Consider the following 18909-nt stretch of genomic DNA (forward strand, 5'->3'; position numbering starts at 1 on the left):
TTGGTGTATAAAAATAGTAAACTCAATTATTAAATCAAAATCACTACCATCGGTGCTTCCTACAATGCTGAATGAACAATTCTAGTCTAATTTAATCGAATTTATTATTTCAGATAAAGCAGCTCATGATAGTAAAGTTACTCATATTTTAGACAAGCAATTGGATTTAGATGAAACAGATAAAAACTATGATTCCTGAGCATTAAGTGTAAAAAAGGATTAAATCCAACAAACCAAAGAAATCAAATACGAAATCTATCAATAATCATATGACCTAGTTTTTATATACAATCAGATATTTAGCTGATAATATAGTTTCCGTTTGAAGTCATTTAGCTGAGTTCTTCACGGATTAATAAACTAAAGTAAAATTTTAAAATCACAGTTGCCTTTATAAAAATTCAGCATACACTAACTAACAACAGTCATCTATAACATAAACTTCATTTTAAACAATAAAAATTTAAAGCTATAAACCTCATAAAGTTTACCTTATACTTTAGACATCCTAGTTATCATCAATAACACTGAATCAATACACAAATAGTTTAAAAATCACCGTAATTTCCAAATAATAATTTTTGGTAAAAAAACAAGTAAGTAAAAAAATATTTGACGCATAGTAAATATTTTTAGCGAAACTGATTTCTTAATCAACAAACAATAAATATTATAATCACTTCCAGTTTTATAAAAATATCTTGCATAACGAAAAGTATATTTCGCATACACTGCATTCAACCTTTTTCTCTCCTCACAACTCAACTCTTCAGAGAGCTTTTTATCATATGCCCTCATTATACCCAGAGGCAAAATTGGGTTTATTTTTTTACCAATATTACTAATCCCAACATCTACACGATATGCACCCAACTCTTCATCCAAGTGATAAATAAACCCTTTTCTAGCCTGCTCAATATGAATTTCAATATCTAATGCTTTAGGATGCAAACTATCAAAATAATCAAATATAAAATCATTGCGAAACATTTTTGATGAATGTGCAAAAAAAGGTAAATTTAGATATAAATAATCTAAATTAAATTTGCCTTTTTGATGAGTCCATTCTCGCACCTTATTTCCTTTGGCATCTATATACCGCATATCATGAGTACAGATAACACTATCTGGGTTGGATTCCATAACATCAAATTGACGTTGCAATTTACCTGGTAGAGCTAAATCATCTCCATCAAGGTGATATATATATTTGCCTTTAGCCTTTTTATATACAGATTTAATATTTTCTATTGGGCCTATATTTACTTTATGAAATATAGGAACAACAATATTAGGATATTTTATTAAAAATCCTTCTATTATTTTTCTAGTTGAATCAGTAGAGCAATCATCCCCAACAATCACTTCATACTGAAAATTTGTATTTTGATTTAGAATACTTTGTAAAGTCTGCTCTAGAAATTTTTCTTGATTATAGGTAACAATACAGACTGAAACCAATATATTCATACTAAATCGATCTCTCTTTTTTTAGTTCTATTTCCAGCATAAGTAAATCTCTTTTTCTATCTTTAATTTTTTTTGCTGGTGTACCCATATAAACACCAAACTCTTTACAATTTTTATTTACTAAACTTAATGCACCAACAGCAACACCTGTTTCTAAAGTAACACCAGGCAAAATCACACATCCAGATCCAACAATTACATGCTTTCCGATTATAACATCTGAACTTGTCACATTTGTATATTTACTAGGCACTGTAGGATTCGTCATAAACTGACCACTGTAATCATCATTACTACTATAAATAGCTACTTTTGATGAAATATTACAGAAATCCTTTAACACTATTTTACCTGCTCCTATGAGTGAGCTATATACTGCAATATGAATATGGCTTCCTATCTCAATTCCACCTATACCAGCTGATAGTACACAAAAGTCATCAATTCTTACATTATTACCAATTATTATGTTATTACAATTATAATAAGATGCCTTATCCGAAAGTAAGCAATTTTCACCTACGTGATGAAAGCCCATGGCTTTAATTTGCTCTTCTGTTAAAAAAGCCATCTTAATTGTCCTTAATTAAATCAATAATTTTCTGTACTGAATCTAGGCTAAGATTTGGATATAGCGGCAAGCAAAGCACTCCCCCTGATAAGAGTTTCGCTTCAGGGGTGTCTGATTGATACTCCTTATAAATAGCCAAATCAGTCATTATCGGATAAAAATATTTTCTTGCAAAAATCCCATTAAGCTTTAGTTTTTCAAACAATTCATCACGTCTAAGCGGATACGGCTTAGAAATAACGATTGGGAAATAAGAGTAATTATCTTTTTCTAAACTTGGACGTTTAATACAGTGAATTCCAGATATACCTGTAAGTCCATGACGATACATGTCATCTATTTTTTGACGTGCTAATAGTGTGCGATCAATAGATTTCAATTGTAGCAAACCTAGTGCAGCATGCACTTCACTCAATTTACCATTTAAAGAAATCTCATCTATTGTATTCTCATTCACAATACCAAAATTCTTTAAACGATCAATACGTTGCTTCATTTCAGCACTATGGCAAACAATAGCCCCCCCCTCAAAAGTATTAAATACTTTTGTAGCATGAAAGCTCATTACACTTAAATCACCATAATTGAGTAAGCTTTTTCCATGATGTTTTACACCAAAGGCATGTGCCGCATCATAGATTAATTTTAAATTATGCTTAGTAGCAATATTTTGTAGTACTTCCACATCACAAGGGATGCCATAACAATGTACTGGTAAAATCGCGACCGTCTTATCAGTTATGGCTTGCTCAACTTTTACTGGGTCAATATTAGATGTTTGCGGATCAATATCAACAAAGACTGGAGTGAGTTTATTCCAAACTATCGAATGAGCTGTAGCAACAAAAGTATATGGTGTCGTAATCACCTCACCTTGTTCAAATCCAAGTGCCTGTAGCGCTGTTACCAATGCAATCGTTCCATTATTAAATAATGAAATATAATCAACGCCCAAATACTCACAAAGCTCTTTTTCCAACTGCTGATGTAATGGTCCACAGTTGGTTAAAATTTTATTTTTCCAAATTTGTTCTAAATAAGGAATAAATTCTGCAAGCTCAGGTAAAACAGGTTGAGTGACATAAATTGACTCTTGACTCATATCTCATTCACCAAAGAAATTAGATATTGCCCATAATCATTTTTACTCATGCTTTGACCAATTTCTAAAACTTGTTCTTTGCTCAGCCAACCATTATTCAAGGCAATTTCTTCCAAACACGCCACTTTATAACCCTGACGTTTTTCAATGGTTTCTACAAACTGTGCTGCCTCCAGTAAACTTGAATGTGTACCTGTATCTAACCATGCAAAACCACGTCCGAGCAATTCCACATTTAGATCACCGCGCTCTAAATACATCTGATTAACTGTGGTAATTTCTAATTCTCCACGTTCAGAAGGCTTCACTTGTTTCGCAATTTGAATCACATCATTGTCATAAAAATATAGACCTGTGACCGCAAAGTGGGATTTAGGTTGTTTAGGTTTTTCTTCTAAAGAAATTGCTCGTTTCTGCTCATCAAATTCAACCACACCAAAACGCTCAGGGTCTTTCACCTGATAGCCAAATACCGTTGCACCTTTTTGACGTGCAACGGCTTGACGTAGCATTGGGGTAAAACCTTGACCATAAAAAATGTTGTCGCCAAGCACTAAACAAACATTACTATTTCCAATAAAGCTTTCACCAATAATAAAGGCTTGTGCTAAACCATCTGGACTAGGTTGGACGGCATATTCAAGCTGAATACCAAATTGAGCACCATCACCCAATAAACGCTTAAAACCATCAATATCTTCAGGGGTACTAATAATGAGTACGTCACGAATACCCGCAAGCATCAGCACCGAAAGCGGGTAATACACCATGGGTTTATCATAAATAGGCAATAACTGCTTAGATACCCCTTTGGTAATCGGATATAAACGTGTACCTGAACCGCCCGCTAAAATAATACCTTTTGTTGTATTTGACATTATGAATTTACACCTAATCTTTCGCGTTGGTAACTGCCATCTTGCACTCGATGACACCAATCTAAATTATTTAAATACCATTGCACCGTTTTACGAATTCCAGTTTCAAAAGTTTCTGTAGGTGTCCAACCTAATTCATTTTGAATTTTTGTAGCATCAATCGCATAGCGTAAATCATGCCCAGGGCGGTCTTTTACAAATGTAATCAGTGATTCATAGGTTTGACCATTTACCTGTGGTTTTAGCTCATTCAAAATTTTACAAATAGTTTTGACCACTTCTATATTCTGTTTTTCATTATGACCACCAATATTATAGGTTTCACCCACTACACCCTCAGTCACCACTTTATATAAAGCGCGTGCATGATCTTCTACAAATAACCAATCCCGAATTTGCTGACCATTACCATATACAGGCAAAGGTTTAGCATCCAGTGCATTTAAGATCACCAATGGAATTAATTTTTCTGGAAAATGGTAAGGCCCATAATTATTGGAGCAATTGGTCACAATGATAGGTAGGCCATAAGTTCTGTGCCAAGCACGTACCAGATGATCCGAACTGGCTTTAGAGGCAGAATATGGAGAGCTTGGCGCGTATGAAGTTGTTTCAGTAAACAAATCTGTCGTGCCTTCTAAGTCACCATAAACCTCATCAGTTGAAATATGATGAAAGCGAAAGTTTTGTTGAGCTTCGGCGTCAAGCCCCATCCAATACTTTCGAGCGGCTTCTAATAAAGTATAAGTTCCCACAATATTGGTTTGAATAAATGCTGCTGGGCCATCAATTGAGCGGTCTACATGCGACTCTGCAGCTAAATGCATAATTGCATTAGGTTGAAATGCATCTATTGCAGCTGTAATTTGTTCTGTATCACAAATATCGATTTGTTTGAACTCATAGTTCGGATATTGATCGATTTCTTTTAACGATTCTAAATTACCCGCATAAGTCAGTTTATCGATATTCAGAACGTGGTTGTTGGTATTTTGAATAATATGGCGGATGACAGCTGAACCAATAAATCCTGCACCGCCTGTAACTAAAATTTTCATAACCAACCCAAATAAACCATAATGACATTATTAAATATATGTAGAATCAAGAAAATCGATCAGCTTATCCGCAACTTTGCAAAATTGATATTCATTTTCAGCATCTTGGTGTCCAACCTGTGCCATTCTACTAATTTGCTCAGGGGATTCAATCAGAATAATTAGATTATTAACTAGATCTTGAACATCTCCGCATTTTGTCATCAAACCATTTTCACCTTGTCGAACAATTTGCTGGACACTAATATGATCACTCGCAACAACAGGTTTCCCCCAAGCAAAAGCATCTAATATAGCCAATGGTTGGGTATCATTCATTGTAGGAACGAGAGCAATATCAATATCTTTATAAAACTTTCTTTTTTGTTCTCCGCCAATCCAACCTAAAAACTCTACGTCACTCTCCAAATTCAAATCTTTAACTTGCTGAAATAAAAACTCTTTCTGTTCACCATCCCCTGCAATCAACAACTTGACCATGTATCCTTTTTGCTTTAACTGCTCCACAGCAGAAATTGCTATGTGTGTACCCTTATATTCAACCAAGCGCGTCATAATCCCCAAGACCACAGGTTCCCCAAGTTTTTTAGCAAAAGAAGGTTCATCTTCTGGCAAATGTATTAAATTTGGAATAACTGCTTGTGGTTTTTTTCTCAAATCCACACCCTTCTTTTTTGCAGCATCAGCAACACACTGGGCTACATAAGGAGTAATATGAATAAATCCATCTGCGCGTAATGTCCTTTTCACATTATGACTATGATTCATCGCAATAACAGGGCATTTGATTTGTGAAAAAAACATCGCATTTTTAAATAAGTAAACAGCACGTCCACTATGGGCGATTACAAGATCAGGCCGATAAGAGCGTAACCATAAAGCTAGTTTTACTGCTGCAATCAGATCATAAAACCCTGAACTATTGAGTACAAACTTTGGATAACTCTCAGATTTTAACTTTTTATTTTCATCACCATATACCAAAAAACCTTCATGCCCCTTGCTTTCTAATGCATCAAAAGTGTTCAGCATTGCTTGCCAACGCCCACCTGAAGCATCCCCATAAACTGTGTGAACTATTTTTAATTTTTTCAAGAAAAGCCTTTTTCAAATTGCGCTAACTACTGATTAGAAAACATTTTATTATTATTAATCTAAATAGGCCACCACCTAATTTAAAATAACACTCTGAATCTTGCCTTACTTCAAGGTTGCTCTGACAACAGAATAGATTTTTGCTACTATACAAAATTGATATGTCAAACTTTCAAATCTTATGAAAAGCAAACCTAGCCTTGCTGTTCTTATTATTCATGACCAACGTGCTGGGCATTTAAACCCTAGCTTAGGAGTTTACGACAATCTAGAAACCGCTTATTCAACAACTTTATATAAAATAGTTACACCCACCTTAAAAAAGTGGCAAATCAGCCTCTTAAAAAAAATTAGTTGGTATCCGCGTTTATTCGACTTATTTGCTGCTTTGTTTTTTAAAAATTTTATTTTAAATCATGATATTAACTGCATTATTTGCTCTGGAATGCCCAACCTAATCTATGGCATTTTTGTAAGCCGTAATTTAAAAGTTCCTCTATTTTATGCAGGTGACTTACGTAAGGTAAACAGCAAACTAGTCAGCTGCACAATTACTGCACTCCCACAAAATACGCAGTCAGATCAAGTTGTACTAACAACACCACCTGTTAAAAAAGAGTTTTTTAACATGCAACATGATCAACTCGATCAAACAACAGCTTTACTCGTTTTAGGAGGGGCTACAGATGAACACCCTTTTACTTATACAGATTTTGAAAAAATCATAAGTAACTTCATTCTATTTTGTAGAAACAATCAACTTAAAGGCTTAATTACCAACTCACGTCGCACACCAAATCTAAGTGCATTTTTGAATAAAACTGATATTCCAAAAAATATCCAATTACATTTTATTCATACTGAAAAAGCTTTGTCACTAATTCAACTAATTCAACAAGCTACTTATATTTTCGTCACAGAAGACAGTACTTCCATGCTTGCCGAAACTATCCAAAGTGGACGTTTTGTCAGCTCAATATATGGCCCCAAGTCTATTTTAGAACCTTTAAATGAGAAATATCTTCAAGCTCAACTCATGCAGAGACAAATGCTCGAAGATATTTTTCAGTATCCAAATGTCAGAAATACCCAAGATTTAAACTCATCAAGCCCAATTACCCAAGCTTTTAAACGTAATTTAGGATATTAAAATGATTTCAGTCATCCTCACTCATTACAATAAAGGCCAATTACTGAATAGAACCATTGAATCACTACAACCTCAAGATGAAAATTTGCACGAAATTATTGTGGTAGATGACTGCTCTACAGATCCAGAATGGTCTAAAAACAGTAAATATCTAATAGAAACTTACCCAAAAATCAAAATCATTCAAAATGCAGACAATAAAGGCCCAGCTGTTCGTTTAAATCAAGGTGCATTTTCTGCAACTGGTAATTATCTATTTTTCATGGATGCTGATGATGTTTTAGCACCTAATCGTCTCAATATGTTTTTAGCAGAAATGCAAAAGCAAAATGCCGATTTATGTTATGCAGAAAAGGTTAAAATTCACGATCTGAATGAAATTCAGAAGCACACTATTGCAACATGGCAATCTAGCACAACACCTTTAAATTACGTACTTGAAAATAATATTATGCAGATGTGCGTTATGTGTACACGTGACTTATTTATAAAATCCAAAGGCTGCAATGAAAACATATTTATTCAAGATGAATCATTAGCTTTAAACTTATCCAAATATTCAAAAAAAATAATCTCTAGCGACTTACATAGTGTTTTTGTTATTTTAGATGAGACTGAAACAAAATCTATTCGTGGGGAAAACCGCCTATCCCGCCATCTAGAACAACAACACCATGATATGTTCTTCACAATTGATGATTTTATCCGAGACTATCCAGATATTGCTGAACAAAATAAAAAACTACTGATCAAAAAAGCAATTTCAACCTATTGGAAAAGTATACGCCATACACCCCAGCGAAAATTTACAGACTTCATCATTTACTTAACAAGTCGTCTTCATCCAATTCAAACATGGAACAAACATCGGATGAAACTCACAACTTACTTCAACCAATTAGATCATGTAAGAAAAATTAATAGTAGAGAAAGCAACTAAGCTCTTTTCCCCAATTTCATTCGCAATTTAAAAGCAAATAATGAGTCTTTACCACTCACTTTAATACGTTGCAATTGCATAAAATCAGGCATTTTCCCATCTATGCCTTCTTGCGTTGTTACTGCATTGGTATATCCTGCCTGCTGTGCCAAACTTACATCACGCGCGGCATAAATACCAAATGGATATGCAAAACTATTTACAGAGCGATGAATCAAATCTTCAAGTGATTGCTTGGATTGAGTTAACTCATCTAAGCATTCAATATCATCCAACTTTGCAAGATTCGCATGGGTCATTGTATGTGAACCAATTTCTATCAAACCGGAATTTGATAACAATTTGACTTGTTCATCATTTAATTTAGGCTCACGGGCAAGTTCACCACTATTATGATGTGCTTTTTTGTAGGTTGACCAATCTCGATCATGTCGGTCTATCACTACATAAATCGTCGCTTTGGCTTGATATTTTTCTAAAATTGGAAAAGCATTTTCCAAGTTATCTAAATAACCATCATCAAAAGTGATTGCAACAGTTTTTGCAGGATGCCTCCCCCAATGATCTTGTAATTCCTGCATAGTTACAAAGTTAAAACCTTCTGCTTTTAGCCATGCTATTTGCTTTTCAAACTCAGTGGGCCTAACTCGTAATTTATTAAATTTTGCACCATCAATGTGCTCACGTACCATGTGATACATTAAAATTCGTGGTCTATTCCAATCTACTGCTGGCTTCCACCATGCGTACTTATAACTGAATGCGAACAACAAGATAAATAAAACAATCAGAATATAAATCACGATTAAATCACAGCTACTTGATTAAAAGATATGTTGCCACACGCTCAGCTTCTTTAAAAGCAGCGGTAGAATATAATTCAGCAATTTGTCTAGCATTCGATACAAGTTTCTGATCAATCAAATGCTGTACCGAACGCGTGATACGATCCTCTTTCGCTCGATCTATCTGAATAAGCCCCACTTTACAGCCTGCGGTGAGTGCCTCGTATATCATAGATACACTATCTTCAGTCACCCATACAGCTTCCGCTTTTTGCATCTCTTCAAAAATCCAACCCTGCGGCGTTTCATCAACTGGAAAAATTTGCAGTTGTGAAGCAAAACTTTGCTGAGCCACTGCAGGTAAAAAATCAGCAGGTGTACGCCTAGAACTCGTCAAAATAATGTCACACTGCATATTCTGCTGCACAATCTGCTGAATCGCAGACATCACCTTATCTGCATTCCAAATATGCCGTTTAGATGAACCACCTAATGCAATCAAAATACGGTTTGCTATGTGTCGCTGCTCATTTTCAATGGGATTCAACGCACCTTGTGTAACAATCACATTTGCCCGCTCTAGCACACCATCATGTTCAGGAATAACCACATGATCAAACCAAGACAAAGGAAAATTTGGTTTCATTAAAATGACAGTTTTCGCACATGGAAAAACTTTACCCATCAATAAAACACGTAATTGCGTATGACTGCCTACCCCAAAAATATAATCAGGTGGCTGCGATACTGCAGCATGTTTTTGTTTTTTATATGCAGTCAATAAACTCAAGAGTGGTAGCTGATCAATTGAAATTTCTTCAAAAGTTAACTCAATATTTGTTTGCTTGTGCATGGCCTTAAATAAACCTAGAGCCTGTGAGCGATGTCCTGCTTTACCATCACTGACATAAACAATATGCATAGTCTCGTTCCAAAAAATTCAATATCTTCAAGCCAATAAAAAAGGCGAAACTTAGTTTCGCCTTTTCATCTTAACCGATCAGCTTATTTTACGTAAGTTAACCAGTGCGCATATTTAGGGTCTTTACCCTGAACCGCATTAAAGAATGCAGTTTGGATTTGCTCAGTGATTGGACCACGACAACCTTCACCAATTTGACGGTCATCATATTCACGGATTGGCGTCACTTCAGCAGCAGTACCTGTGAAGAATGCTTCATCTGCAATGTAGAATTCGTCACGTGTAATACGACGTTCAACTACTTCAAAACCAAGGTCTTTCGCAATCGTAATAATGGTTTGACGAGTAATACCATCAAGTGCACCACCCGCGATGTCAGGAGTATGAATCACACCATCACGAACTAAGAATACATTTTCGCCTGAACCTTGACATACATAACCTTGTGGGTCGAGTAACATTGCTTCGTCATAGCCAGCATGTGCCACTTCTTGGTGTGCAAGAATGGACAAAGTATAGTTACCAGATGCTTTTGCTTTACACATGGTCACGTTTGGATGATGGTGCGTAAATGAAGACGTTTTAACACGAATACCCTTCGCCATCGCTTCATCACCAAGGTAAGCACCCCAGCTCCATGCAGCAACAACGGCATGAATTGTATTGTCAGTTGCTGCAATACCTAATTTTTCTGAACCAATAAAAATAATTGGGCGTAAATAGCAAGAAGCCAATTTATTTTCACGAACCACATCAATTTGAGCTTGTTCTAATACTGCATGATCAAATGGGACTTTCATTTGATAAATTTTTGCAGAATTTAATAAACGCTTAGTGTGTTCTTTTAAACGGAAAATAGCCGTTCCATTCGGAGTTTCATAAGCACGGACGCCTTCAAACACACCCATGCTGTAATGCAATGTATGTGTTAATACGTGAGTTTTCGCCTCACGCCAGTCAACCAATTGTCCATCTTGCCAAATAAAACCATCACGATCAGCCAAGTTCATGGCACACACTCCAAATTTTTATACACAGTCATTTTTATCCAATGCAAACGTTGCAGTTGGATCAATTAATCTTTGCCATAGCTTGCAAACGACCACTCGGGTATCGTGCCAATCATCAGCTGAAACTTGCATGGATTGATTCGCAAGTGCTAGACGATGGCTCTCGGCTCGTTCACGGAGATAAGCTTGAATCAATGCTGTCGCATCGGCGCTGGATAAGCAATCCGTTCTTGCGGCATCCTCAAGGATTCGTACGTTGTCAGAGTAATGGGCGAGATCGGGATTCGACCCACTCCATGCTAATACTGCATACTGTGCCATAAATTCGATGTCAACGATACCACCTGCATCTTGTTTTAAATGAAAAATTCCATCTTTTTGCTGCTCTTTAGAAGAACCTAGATGGTCTTTCATTTTTTGGCGCATTTTTAGCACTTCTGCACGAACATTGTTCTCATCGCGTGGCTGAGTCAAAATATTGCAGCGCAAGTTTTCAATTTCAATCCGTAAACTGTGCTCACCTGCAATGGTTCTGGCACGGACCAAAGCTTGATGCTCCCAGACCCAAGCATTTTTATGTTGATATTGCTCAAAAGCTTTTAAGCTGGTCACCAGTAACCCCGCCTCTCCCGAAGGTCGTAAACGTGTATCCACCTCATACACTCGACCATCTAGGGTTTGCGTGGTCATTAAGGACATAAATTTTTGTGCCACCCGCATGGCAAATTCAAAGCCACTAATTGGTTTCTGTCCATCGGTATCCGCTTGTTCGTCCATATAGTGAATAAAGACCAAATCCAAGTCCGAACCATAACCTAGCTCGATGCCACCCACCTTGCCATAGCCAATTACCGCGAAAGCCGTGTGATCAATCGAACAACGCTGCCCTTCTGCATCGATTGGATAACCATGTTTTTTGGCAACAATTTGATATGCCAAATGCAAGGTTGCATTCACCGACACTTCAGCAATATCGGTCAATGCATCCGATACTTTCATCAACGGGCTTTCGGCCAAAACATCACTAGCAGCTACTGCTAAGACATTGGATTTTTTAAATAATCGAAGAACACGCATCTGATCTTCAACTTGATCAATTTCAATTCGAAGCAGTTGTTGACGTAGAGAGTCTTCTAAATCTTTACGCTTTGGCAGCTCAAAATCCATCGACAAAAACTCATCCAACAGCACGGGATAATGCGTCAATTCTTCGCAGATCCAAGGACTCACTGTTGCCATTTTCACTAATCGTTGTAATGCCCCTTTGCTCTCAATCAGCATCACCAAATAGACTGTACGGCGCAGCACCGACTCCACCAAAGGCATGAGACGTAGTAAGGCCACCTGAGGTTTATCTGACTGTAATATCGCCTCAATGAGATGTGGCCAAAAGGTTTTTAAGCGCTGTACAGCTTTGGCAGGTAATTTTTTCAGCGCATGTCCATACCAAAATTCGTGAATTAAATTTTTGGCATCATCATCTAGAACATCGTTCAACTGGGCTTCTAAATGACTAAAACTTTCCAATAACGGATCGGGTTCTTTTTCTTTAATAAGATGTTCAAACTGGTAAATGACTTTGGCACGCTTCTGATTGAGTACATGCAAAAAGTCATCCCAAGATGCAAAACCTAAAGTATCTAAAATACGTTGGCGGGGTTCAGGCTCATGTGGCAACGATTGGGTTTGCTGATCATTGAGCGCTTGTATCGCATGTTCAATACGACGTAAAAATAAATACGCATCTTCTAAATCAGCAACCGCGGTATTTTCTAATAATCCAACTTCACCTAAATGATGCAAACTCACTAAACATTGACGGTCTTGCAACTCGAGTTTTGAACCGCCATAGATGAGCTGAAAGACTTGAACAATAAACTCAACTTCACGAATTCCGCCTGCACCGAGTTTAATGTCATCTTCGATATTACGACGTAGCACTTCACGTTCGATCATGGCTTTCATTTCACGCATGGCTTCGAAAGCGGTGTAATCGACATATTTACGGAAGACGAAAGGTCGGGTCATTTCCAGTAACTCGGCGCCTTCTTTACCGCCAGTGACGATCCGTGCCTTAATCCAGGCATAGCGCTCCCATTCGCGTCCATGCTGGCTTAAATATTTTTCTAATGCCGCATGACTGATTGCCAAGGCAGAACCATCACCCCATGGGCGAAGGCGCATATCTACACGGAAGACAAAACCATCTGCGGTAATATGGTCAAGCAGGTAAATTAATTTTTGTCCCCACAAAATACAGAACTGCTGTACATCAATACATTTTCGACCATTGGTTTCGCCCTGTTCATCAAAGGCAAAAATAAGATCAATATCACTTGAAAGATTAAGTTCCTGTGCACCAAGTTTTCCCATGGCAACCACAATTAGGTCTTGAACTTTCCCCTTATAGCCTAGCGGTTCGCCATATTTCGCAATCAACGGATTCAGCGCAAAATCTTTTGCCGCACAGATGGACGCATCGGCAAAGTCTGAAAGCTCTCGCGTTAAGGTGACGACATCGGTGAGTTGATTGGCATCTTGCCAAATCCAACGAAACATCAGACGTGCGCGCAGCACACGAATTGCACGCATCCAACTATTTTCATCTTGGATATCGGCAAGGCTGCTTGCGACAAAATGTTGAATTTGTGCTGTACTGAGCGAGGTTTGAAACTGATCAATTGCATAGTCTTGTTCTAAACTGGCCTGATGGATTCCGAGCACCTGTTCAGCATATTGACTGGCACGTAATGTTTTCTGCAATTGCTCCGCATTCATTTCACAAACCCTAGCGTGATTTTTTTCTAGTTATAACAGTTGATAACGCTTAGGGAAAAGTATTTTTAGGCTTTTATACCAATAGATGCGTATTAAAGTTCACTTAAGGTTCCATCTTTATAAGGTCGCATCTTTCTGTGCACTGCTACTCTCGGTATTTAGGGTTTGATGCAGGCTCGTCGCCTGTGGCAACCAGACTTTAAATTGTGTGCCTTCACCTTCTTTCGAGTTCACCACAATTTCACCCTGATTTAAGTCCACAAAACGTTTACAAAGGACTAAACCCAACCCCGTACCACGTTCTCCTGCCGTACCTTTAATACTAACCGTCAGTTTTTGCTGAAATAAATCATCGATCTGAGCTTGGGTCATCCCCAATCCAGTATCTTGAATAGTGAATACAACCCGTTCTCCATCTCGATCGGCTGAAATCGTCACCACACCTCTTCCATCGGTATGGGTAAATTTCAATGCGTTTGACACCAAGTTTTGCATCACTGATGTGATCATATTGATATCTGCATTGACTTTAATACCTTCAGGCACGGCATTGATCAGTCGAATATTTTTCTTCACAGCCAAGCTATTTAAGACATCACTTACGATTTTTGCAGACTGATGTAAATCAAAATTAATCGGGTGATAAACAAAGCGACCACCTTCTGCCATGGCCCAGTTCAACAGGCTTTCTAAGAGGTTATACGTCGATTGTGTGGTGTCATATAAATAGTCTGCAATATTTTGCACACTCGAATCATCTAAGGTATGACGCTCCTGTGCCAAAACTTCAGAAAATCCAAGTAGACCATGAAAAGGTGCTCTTAAATCATGCGCAATAATTTGGAAAAATTTAGTCTTACTAAAATTCAGTGCCGACTGCTGTTCATAGGCTTCTTTTAATTCGGCATTTTCAACACGAAGTTGAATAATATTGACTAGACTTTGTACAAATTCTTCAACGATCTTTAATTGTTTGGCTTCAAATGCAGTGACTTGATCATCGAATAAAATAACTTTACCGATAGATTCTTGATCATATTTTAAATCGAAAGCGACTAAACGCTGATGCCCTAATCCAAGTTCTTGCATATAGTCGGAATAAGCTTGGTAATTTTCAGCGTCTCGGTCTATACGAGAATGTTCAGCAAAAAACTGATCTAGACGATCATCATCAGCTTCGGCCATAAAGGCCTTAAATATGTGCTCTGACGCATACCATATATAAGGTTCATTTTTAAATGCGAGGACAGCATTATCGACTTGCACAATACCACGCGCGAACTTTAAAAATTCTGCAATGCGGTTGTCGTCCGTATAAACCCCCATCAATAAAGACAAACGACAGGCAGTTAATAATTCGGTTTGTGTACCAATATCCAGTAAACGTAAAGCCATCCCGTTGCTCTCCTCAGGGTTTATCTTAAAGATAAAAACCAACTGTTATGTTCAAGATTAATAGCAAAAATAGCCAGAACACTCAATAACAAATTCTAACAAAAAGACCAAGATCATTTACGAATCAGTCATTTAATCGAACTTTCATCCAATTAGAAAATAAAAAAATCTATAAAGAACATAACATTAAAGGTAAAACAAAAATTAAAACAATAAAATTAAAAACTTAAATTAATTTAAATTTTATTGACTGTTTATTTTAAATCGCACTTTTCGCGTTTTATTCAAACTAAAAACATGACTAAAAGAAATATTCATTTACATAAGACCTAAAAAACTAGGTTTAATTTTCTTTAAATACATCACAAAAAATAGTGAGTTTTATGACTATTCTATGACCAGATTACTCATCAGGATGCTCGTTTCAGTCAGCTACACTAAATGAATCTATTATTAATCCTTTCTATTAGACTAATTTATTAGTTTTTATCAGTTGTGTGTGTCATTTGAGCATTAAACTATACTTGCTCGCTTTTACTTTATTAAACTGAGCTAAAGATTCGTTTCATGCTTCTAATGCACATGAACTCATTCACCCAAATGACTGAAGCTGAAAAAGTGCCATGCCTTATTCATCAGATATATAAGTTATCGCATAAACATTCCGCGACCATTCAAAGTCAAACGGGGCATCAAACTCACGTCGTTCTTTAATAAAGTCCCCAATCCTGACTAATTTTTGAACTTCCGCACCAAATCTACATCTAAAAGTTAAGGCATTCGGTTTGACCTATCAAACGCTTTGCTTTACAACTAAAACTTGAACGAGCCATAAAGAACAGATCAGCCCCAAAAAAATGATATAAATTTAATTGTTCAATAGCTTTAAGCTATGAATAACAAGCTTTCAATATTTCCCTTTTCGGTTTTGCGCTAAAATTGGGCGTCAAACTGCACTTCTTTTGTATCATTTTTCTACGAAATGACCACATCACAGGATCTTGCGTTGACTGAAAAGCAATGAACCCCGATACTTTCATAGTTTTATTTAAGCAAATCGGTTCATAGAGGCGAGCCACAAGCTCGGACCTCAAAGACACAATCTAAAGCAAGGGGCTATATATGGCTGGTGGAAAGTCAACTATCATCTACACACTGACCGACGAGGCGCCATTATTGGCGACTTACTCTCTGCTGCCGATCATTGAAACCTTTACTAAACCTGCTGGCGTTGAAATCGTTAAACGCGATATCTCAGTTGCAGCACGTGTACTCGCTGAATTTTCAGACTATCTAAGCGAAGAACAAAAGGTGCCAAATAACTTGGCAGAGCTTGGACAATTAACCCAAGATCCAAGCACAAACATTATCAAACTTCCGAACATCAGTGCTTCAGTTGGCCAATTAACTGCTTGCATTAAAGAATTACAGTCTAAAGGTTTTGCAGTTCCGAACTACCCAGAAAACCCAGCGACTGAGGAAGAAAAAGAAATCAAGGCGCGTTATAGCAAATGCCTAGGTTCTGCTGTAAACCCTGTACTTCGTGAAGGTAACTCTGACCGTCGTGCGCCTACTGCAGTAAAAAATTACGCGAAGAAACATCCGCACTCTATGAGCGAATGGAAACAGTGGTCACAAACTCACGTTTCTCACATGGACGAAGGTGACTTCTACCACGGCGAAAAGTCTATGACTTTAGACCGCGCTCGCAATGTAAAAATGGAATTGATCACTAAGTCTGGTGAAACTATTGTTCTTAAGCCTAAAGTTGCGCTTCAAGACGGCGAAATCATCGACTCAATGTTCATGAGCAAAAAAGCACTTTGCGACTTCTATGAAAAAGAATTAGATGATTGTAAAGAAGCAGGCATTTTGTTCTCTCTACACGTAAAAGCGACCATGATGAAGGTGTCTCACCCAATCGTTTTCGGTCACTGTGTGAAGATTTACTACAAAGATGCATTCGAAAAACACGGCAAATTGTTTGATGAGTTAGGTATTAACATCAACAACGGTATGTCTGGTCTTTACGAAAAAATTGAAACTCTTCCGACTTCTCTTCGTGAAGAAATCATTGCTGACTTACATGCTTGCCAAGAACACCGTCCTGCACTTGCAATGGTTGATTCTGCAAAAGGCATCACTAACTTCCACTCACCTAATGACGTAATTGTAGATGCATCTATGCCCGCAATGATCCGTGGTGGCGGTAAAATGTGGGGTGCTGACGGCAAACAGTACGACTGTAAAGCTGTAATGCCTGAATCTACTTTCGCGCGTATCTACCAAGAAATGATCAATTTCTGTAAATGGAATGGTAACTTTGACCCACGCACTATGGGTACTGTACCTAACGTTGGTTTGATGGCGCAAAAAGCTGAAGAATACGGCTCACACGACAAAACTTTCGAAATCGCTGAAGCGGGTGTTGCAAACATCACCGACCTAGAAACTGGTGAAGTGTTGATGTCACAAAACGTGGAAGAAGGCGATATCTGGCGTATGTGCCAAGTGAAAGACGCTCCGATCCGTGACTGGGTGAAACTTGCTGTGACTCGTGCACGCAACTCAGGCATGCCTGCGATCTTCTGGCTTGACCCGTACCGTCCACACGAAAACGAACTCATCAAGAAAGTTCAAACTTACTTGAAAGAGCACGACACTACTGGTTTAGACATTCAAATCATGTCTCAAGTACGTGCTATGCGTTATACACTTGAACGTGTTGCTCGCGGCCTAGATACAATTTCTGTAACCGGCAACATCCTACGTGACTACCTAACAGACTTGTTCCCGATTATGGAATTGGGTACTTCTGCGAAAATGCTTTCTATCGTGCCTCTAATGGCTGGTGGCGGCATGTACGAAACTGGTGCTGGTGGTTCTGCGCCTAAACACGTACAACAACTTGTAGAAGAAAACCACTTACGTTGGGATTCTTTAGGTGAGTTCTTGGCGCTTGCTGTTTCTCTTGAAGAAATGGGCATCAAAGAAGACAACGCGAAAGCTAAACTTCTTGCAAATACGCTTGATTCTGCGACTGGTAAATTGCTTGACAATGACAAGTCTCCATCACGTCGTACTGGCGAACTTGACAACCGTGGCAGCCACTTCTACCTTGCTAAATACTGGGCTGAAGAACTTGCTGCGCAAGACGAAGATGCAGAGCTTAAAGCGAAATTCGCTCCTCTTGCTCAAGCACTTGCTGAAAACGAAGAAAAAATCGTTGCAGAACTTGCTGAAGTTCAAGGTAAAGCCGCGGACATCGGTGGTTACTACGCTGTAGATACAGCAAAAGTAAATGCTGTAATGCGTCCAAGCGCAACTTTAAATGCTGCTCTTGAGGCTGCTCAATAAGTTGATGCAAAACTAACTTAAGTTAGTGATGTAAAAAAACCAGCGCGAAAGCGCTGGTTTTTTTATCCCTGAATAAACCTTTTTTTAGGAACTGAGATTAATTTTCTCTAATTCCAAGAAATTCTTAGCTGCTTCAGGTTTTAGGAAATGCCATAAAACAAACATTGAAATGATAAAAAATATCATAAAAAAACAAATTAAAAGGTAATTCAAGTCACTAGGTAACGTTGAGATACTCTCACTATAAACAAAATTAATATAAGTAATAACAATAAGTTGTCATTAAAAAGTAAACATGTATTCTTTTCCGAATTGGTTTGATACTTTCTCCACCCATTGCTCTATTTTATCAGCTGTCATGACTTGAAAATCTCGCCAATAATATTTCATCTGCTTCC

14 protein-coding genes and 1 pseudogene are annotated in these 18909 nt (G+C 37.6%); 3 read left to right on the forward strand and 12 right to left on the reverse strand.

Annotated elements, in window-relative coordinates; all coding sequences use genetic code 11:
• Nucleotides 1–555: 555 nt before the first annotated feature.
• From FTU65_RS09095 to FTU65_RS09120, 6 genes are read right to left on the reverse strand one after another with little or no spacing between them, the layout of a single operon-like run.
• Nucleotides 556–1470 carry a glycosyltransferase family 2 protein gene (locus FTU65_RS09095; RefSeq protein WP_180004582.1) on the reverse strand — a complete coding sequence of 305 codons (915 nt, stop codon included), beginning with the start codon at nt 1468–1470 and terminating at the stop codon, nt 556–558.
• 1 nt (nt 1471) lies between these two features.
• Complete coding sequence (locus FTU65_RS09100; protein ID WP_180004583.1) at nt 1472–2041, reverse strand: acyltransferase; 570 nt, start codon at nt 2039–2041, stop codon at nt 1472–1474.
• 1 nt (nt 2042) lies between these two features.
• Nucleotides 2043–3143 (reverse strand): DegT/DnrJ/EryC1/StrS aminotransferase family protein, encoded by a 1101-nt coding sequence (locus tag FTU65_RS09105; protein ID WP_180066668.1) that lies wholly within the window; start codon nt 3141–3143, stop codon nt 2043–2045.
• A complete protein-coding gene (gene rfbA, locus FTU65_RS09110; protein ID WP_180004585.1) occupies nt 3140–4021 on the reverse strand; it encodes a glucose-1-phosphate thymidylyltransferase RfbA in 882 nt (293 codons plus the stop codon). Before rfbA ends, FTU65_RS09105 begins: the two co-directional genes overlap by 4 nt.
• Nucleotides 4021–5079: a dTDP-glucose 4,6-dehydratase gene (gene rfbB, locus FTU65_RS09115; RefSeq protein ID WP_180066670.1), complete on the reverse strand. Its 1059-nt coding sequence runs from the start codon at nt 5077–5079 to the stop codon at nt 4021–4023. Before rfbB ends, rfbA begins: the two co-directional genes overlap by 1 nt.
• A gap of 30 nt (nt 5080–5109) precedes the next feature.
• On the reverse strand, nt 5110–6174 hold the full coding sequence (locus FTU65_RS09120) for a glycosyltransferase family 4 protein (protein WP_180066672.1): 1065 nt from the start codon (nt 6172–6174) through the stop codon (nt 5110–5112).
• A 181-nt stretch (nt 6175–6355) separates the two neighbouring features.
• Between FTU65_RS09120 and FTU65_RS09125 the strand changes: the two genes are divergently transcribed.
• Nucleotides 6356–7324: an ELM1/GtrOC1 family putative glycosyltransferase gene (locus FTU65_RS09125; protein WP_019836451.1), complete on the forward strand. Its 969-nt coding sequence runs from the start codon at nt 6356–6358 to the stop codon at nt 7322–7324.
• Between the two features lies 1 nt (nt 7325).
• Nucleotides 7326–8264 (forward strand): glycosyltransferase family 2 protein, encoded by a 939-nt coding sequence (locus FTU65_RS09130; RefSeq protein ID WP_136143930.1) that lies wholly within the window; start codon nt 7326–7328, stop codon nt 8262–8264.
• Here FTU65_RS09130 and FTU65_RS09135 read toward each other — a convergent pair.
• From FTU65_RS09135 to FTU65_RS09155, 5 genes are all read right to left on the reverse strand, one after another.
• Nucleotides 8261–9067 carry a polysaccharide deacetylase family protein gene (locus tag FTU65_RS09135; protein WP_136143931.1) on the reverse strand — a complete coding sequence of 269 codons (807 nt, stop codon included), beginning with the start codon at nt 9065–9067 and terminating at the stop codon, nt 8261–8263. The genes FTU65_RS09130 and FTU65_RS09135 overlap by 4 nt on opposite strands.
• Nucleotides 9068–9080: 13 nt before the next feature.
• Nucleotides 9081–9971, reverse strand: a complete 891-nt coding sequence (locus tag FTU65_RS09140) for a mitochondrial fission ELM1 family protein (RefSeq protein WP_180066674.1) — start codon at nt 9969–9971, stop codon at nt 9081–9083.
• Between the two features lie 83 nt (nt 9972–10054).
• Nucleotides 10055–10981 carry a branched-chain amino acid transaminase gene (locus tag FTU65_RS09145; protein ID WP_180009402.1) on the reverse strand — a complete coding sequence of 309 codons (927 nt, stop codon included), beginning with the start codon at nt 10979–10981 and terminating at the stop codon, nt 10055–10057.
• 18 nt (nt 10982–10999) lie between these two features.
• The gene (gene glnE, locus FTU65_RS09150) at nt 11000–13759 is read right to left on the reverse strand and encodes a bifunctional [glutamate--ammonia ligase]-adenylyl-L-tyrosine phosphorylase/[glutamate--ammonia-ligase] adenylyltransferase (RefSeq protein WP_180066676.1); all 2760 of its coding nucleotides are present in this window, start codon (nt 13757–13759) and stop codon (nt 11000–11002) included.
• Between the two features lie 117 nt (nt 13760–13876).
• Nucleotides 13877–15154 carry a sensor histidine kinase KdpD gene (locus FTU65_RS09155; protein ID WP_180066678.1) on the reverse strand — a complete coding sequence of 426 codons (1278 nt, stop codon included), beginning with the start codon at nt 15152–15154 and terminating at the stop codon, nt 13877–13879.
• A 1122-nt stretch (nt 15155–16276) separates the two neighbouring features.
• Here FTU65_RS09155 and FTU65_RS09160 point away from each other — a divergent pair.
• Nucleotides 16277–18511 carry an NADP-dependent isocitrate dehydrogenase gene (locus FTU65_RS09160; protein ID WP_180066680.1) on the forward strand — a complete coding sequence of 745 codons (2235 nt, stop codon included), beginning with the start codon at nt 16277–16279 and terminating at the stop codon, nt 18509–18511.
• Between the two features lie 282 nt (nt 18512–18793).
• Here the strand turns inward: FTU65_RS09160 and FTU65_RS09165 are convergent.
• Nucleotides 18794–18909, reverse strand: a pseudogene (locus FTU65_RS09165) (transposase); the annotation flags it as partial.

This window comes from Acinetobacter sp. YH12129 (assembly GCF_013418685.1).
Taxonomy (GTDB): Bacteria; Pseudomonadota; Gammaproteobacteria; order Pseudomonadales; family Moraxellaceae; genus Acinetobacter; species Acinetobacter amyesii.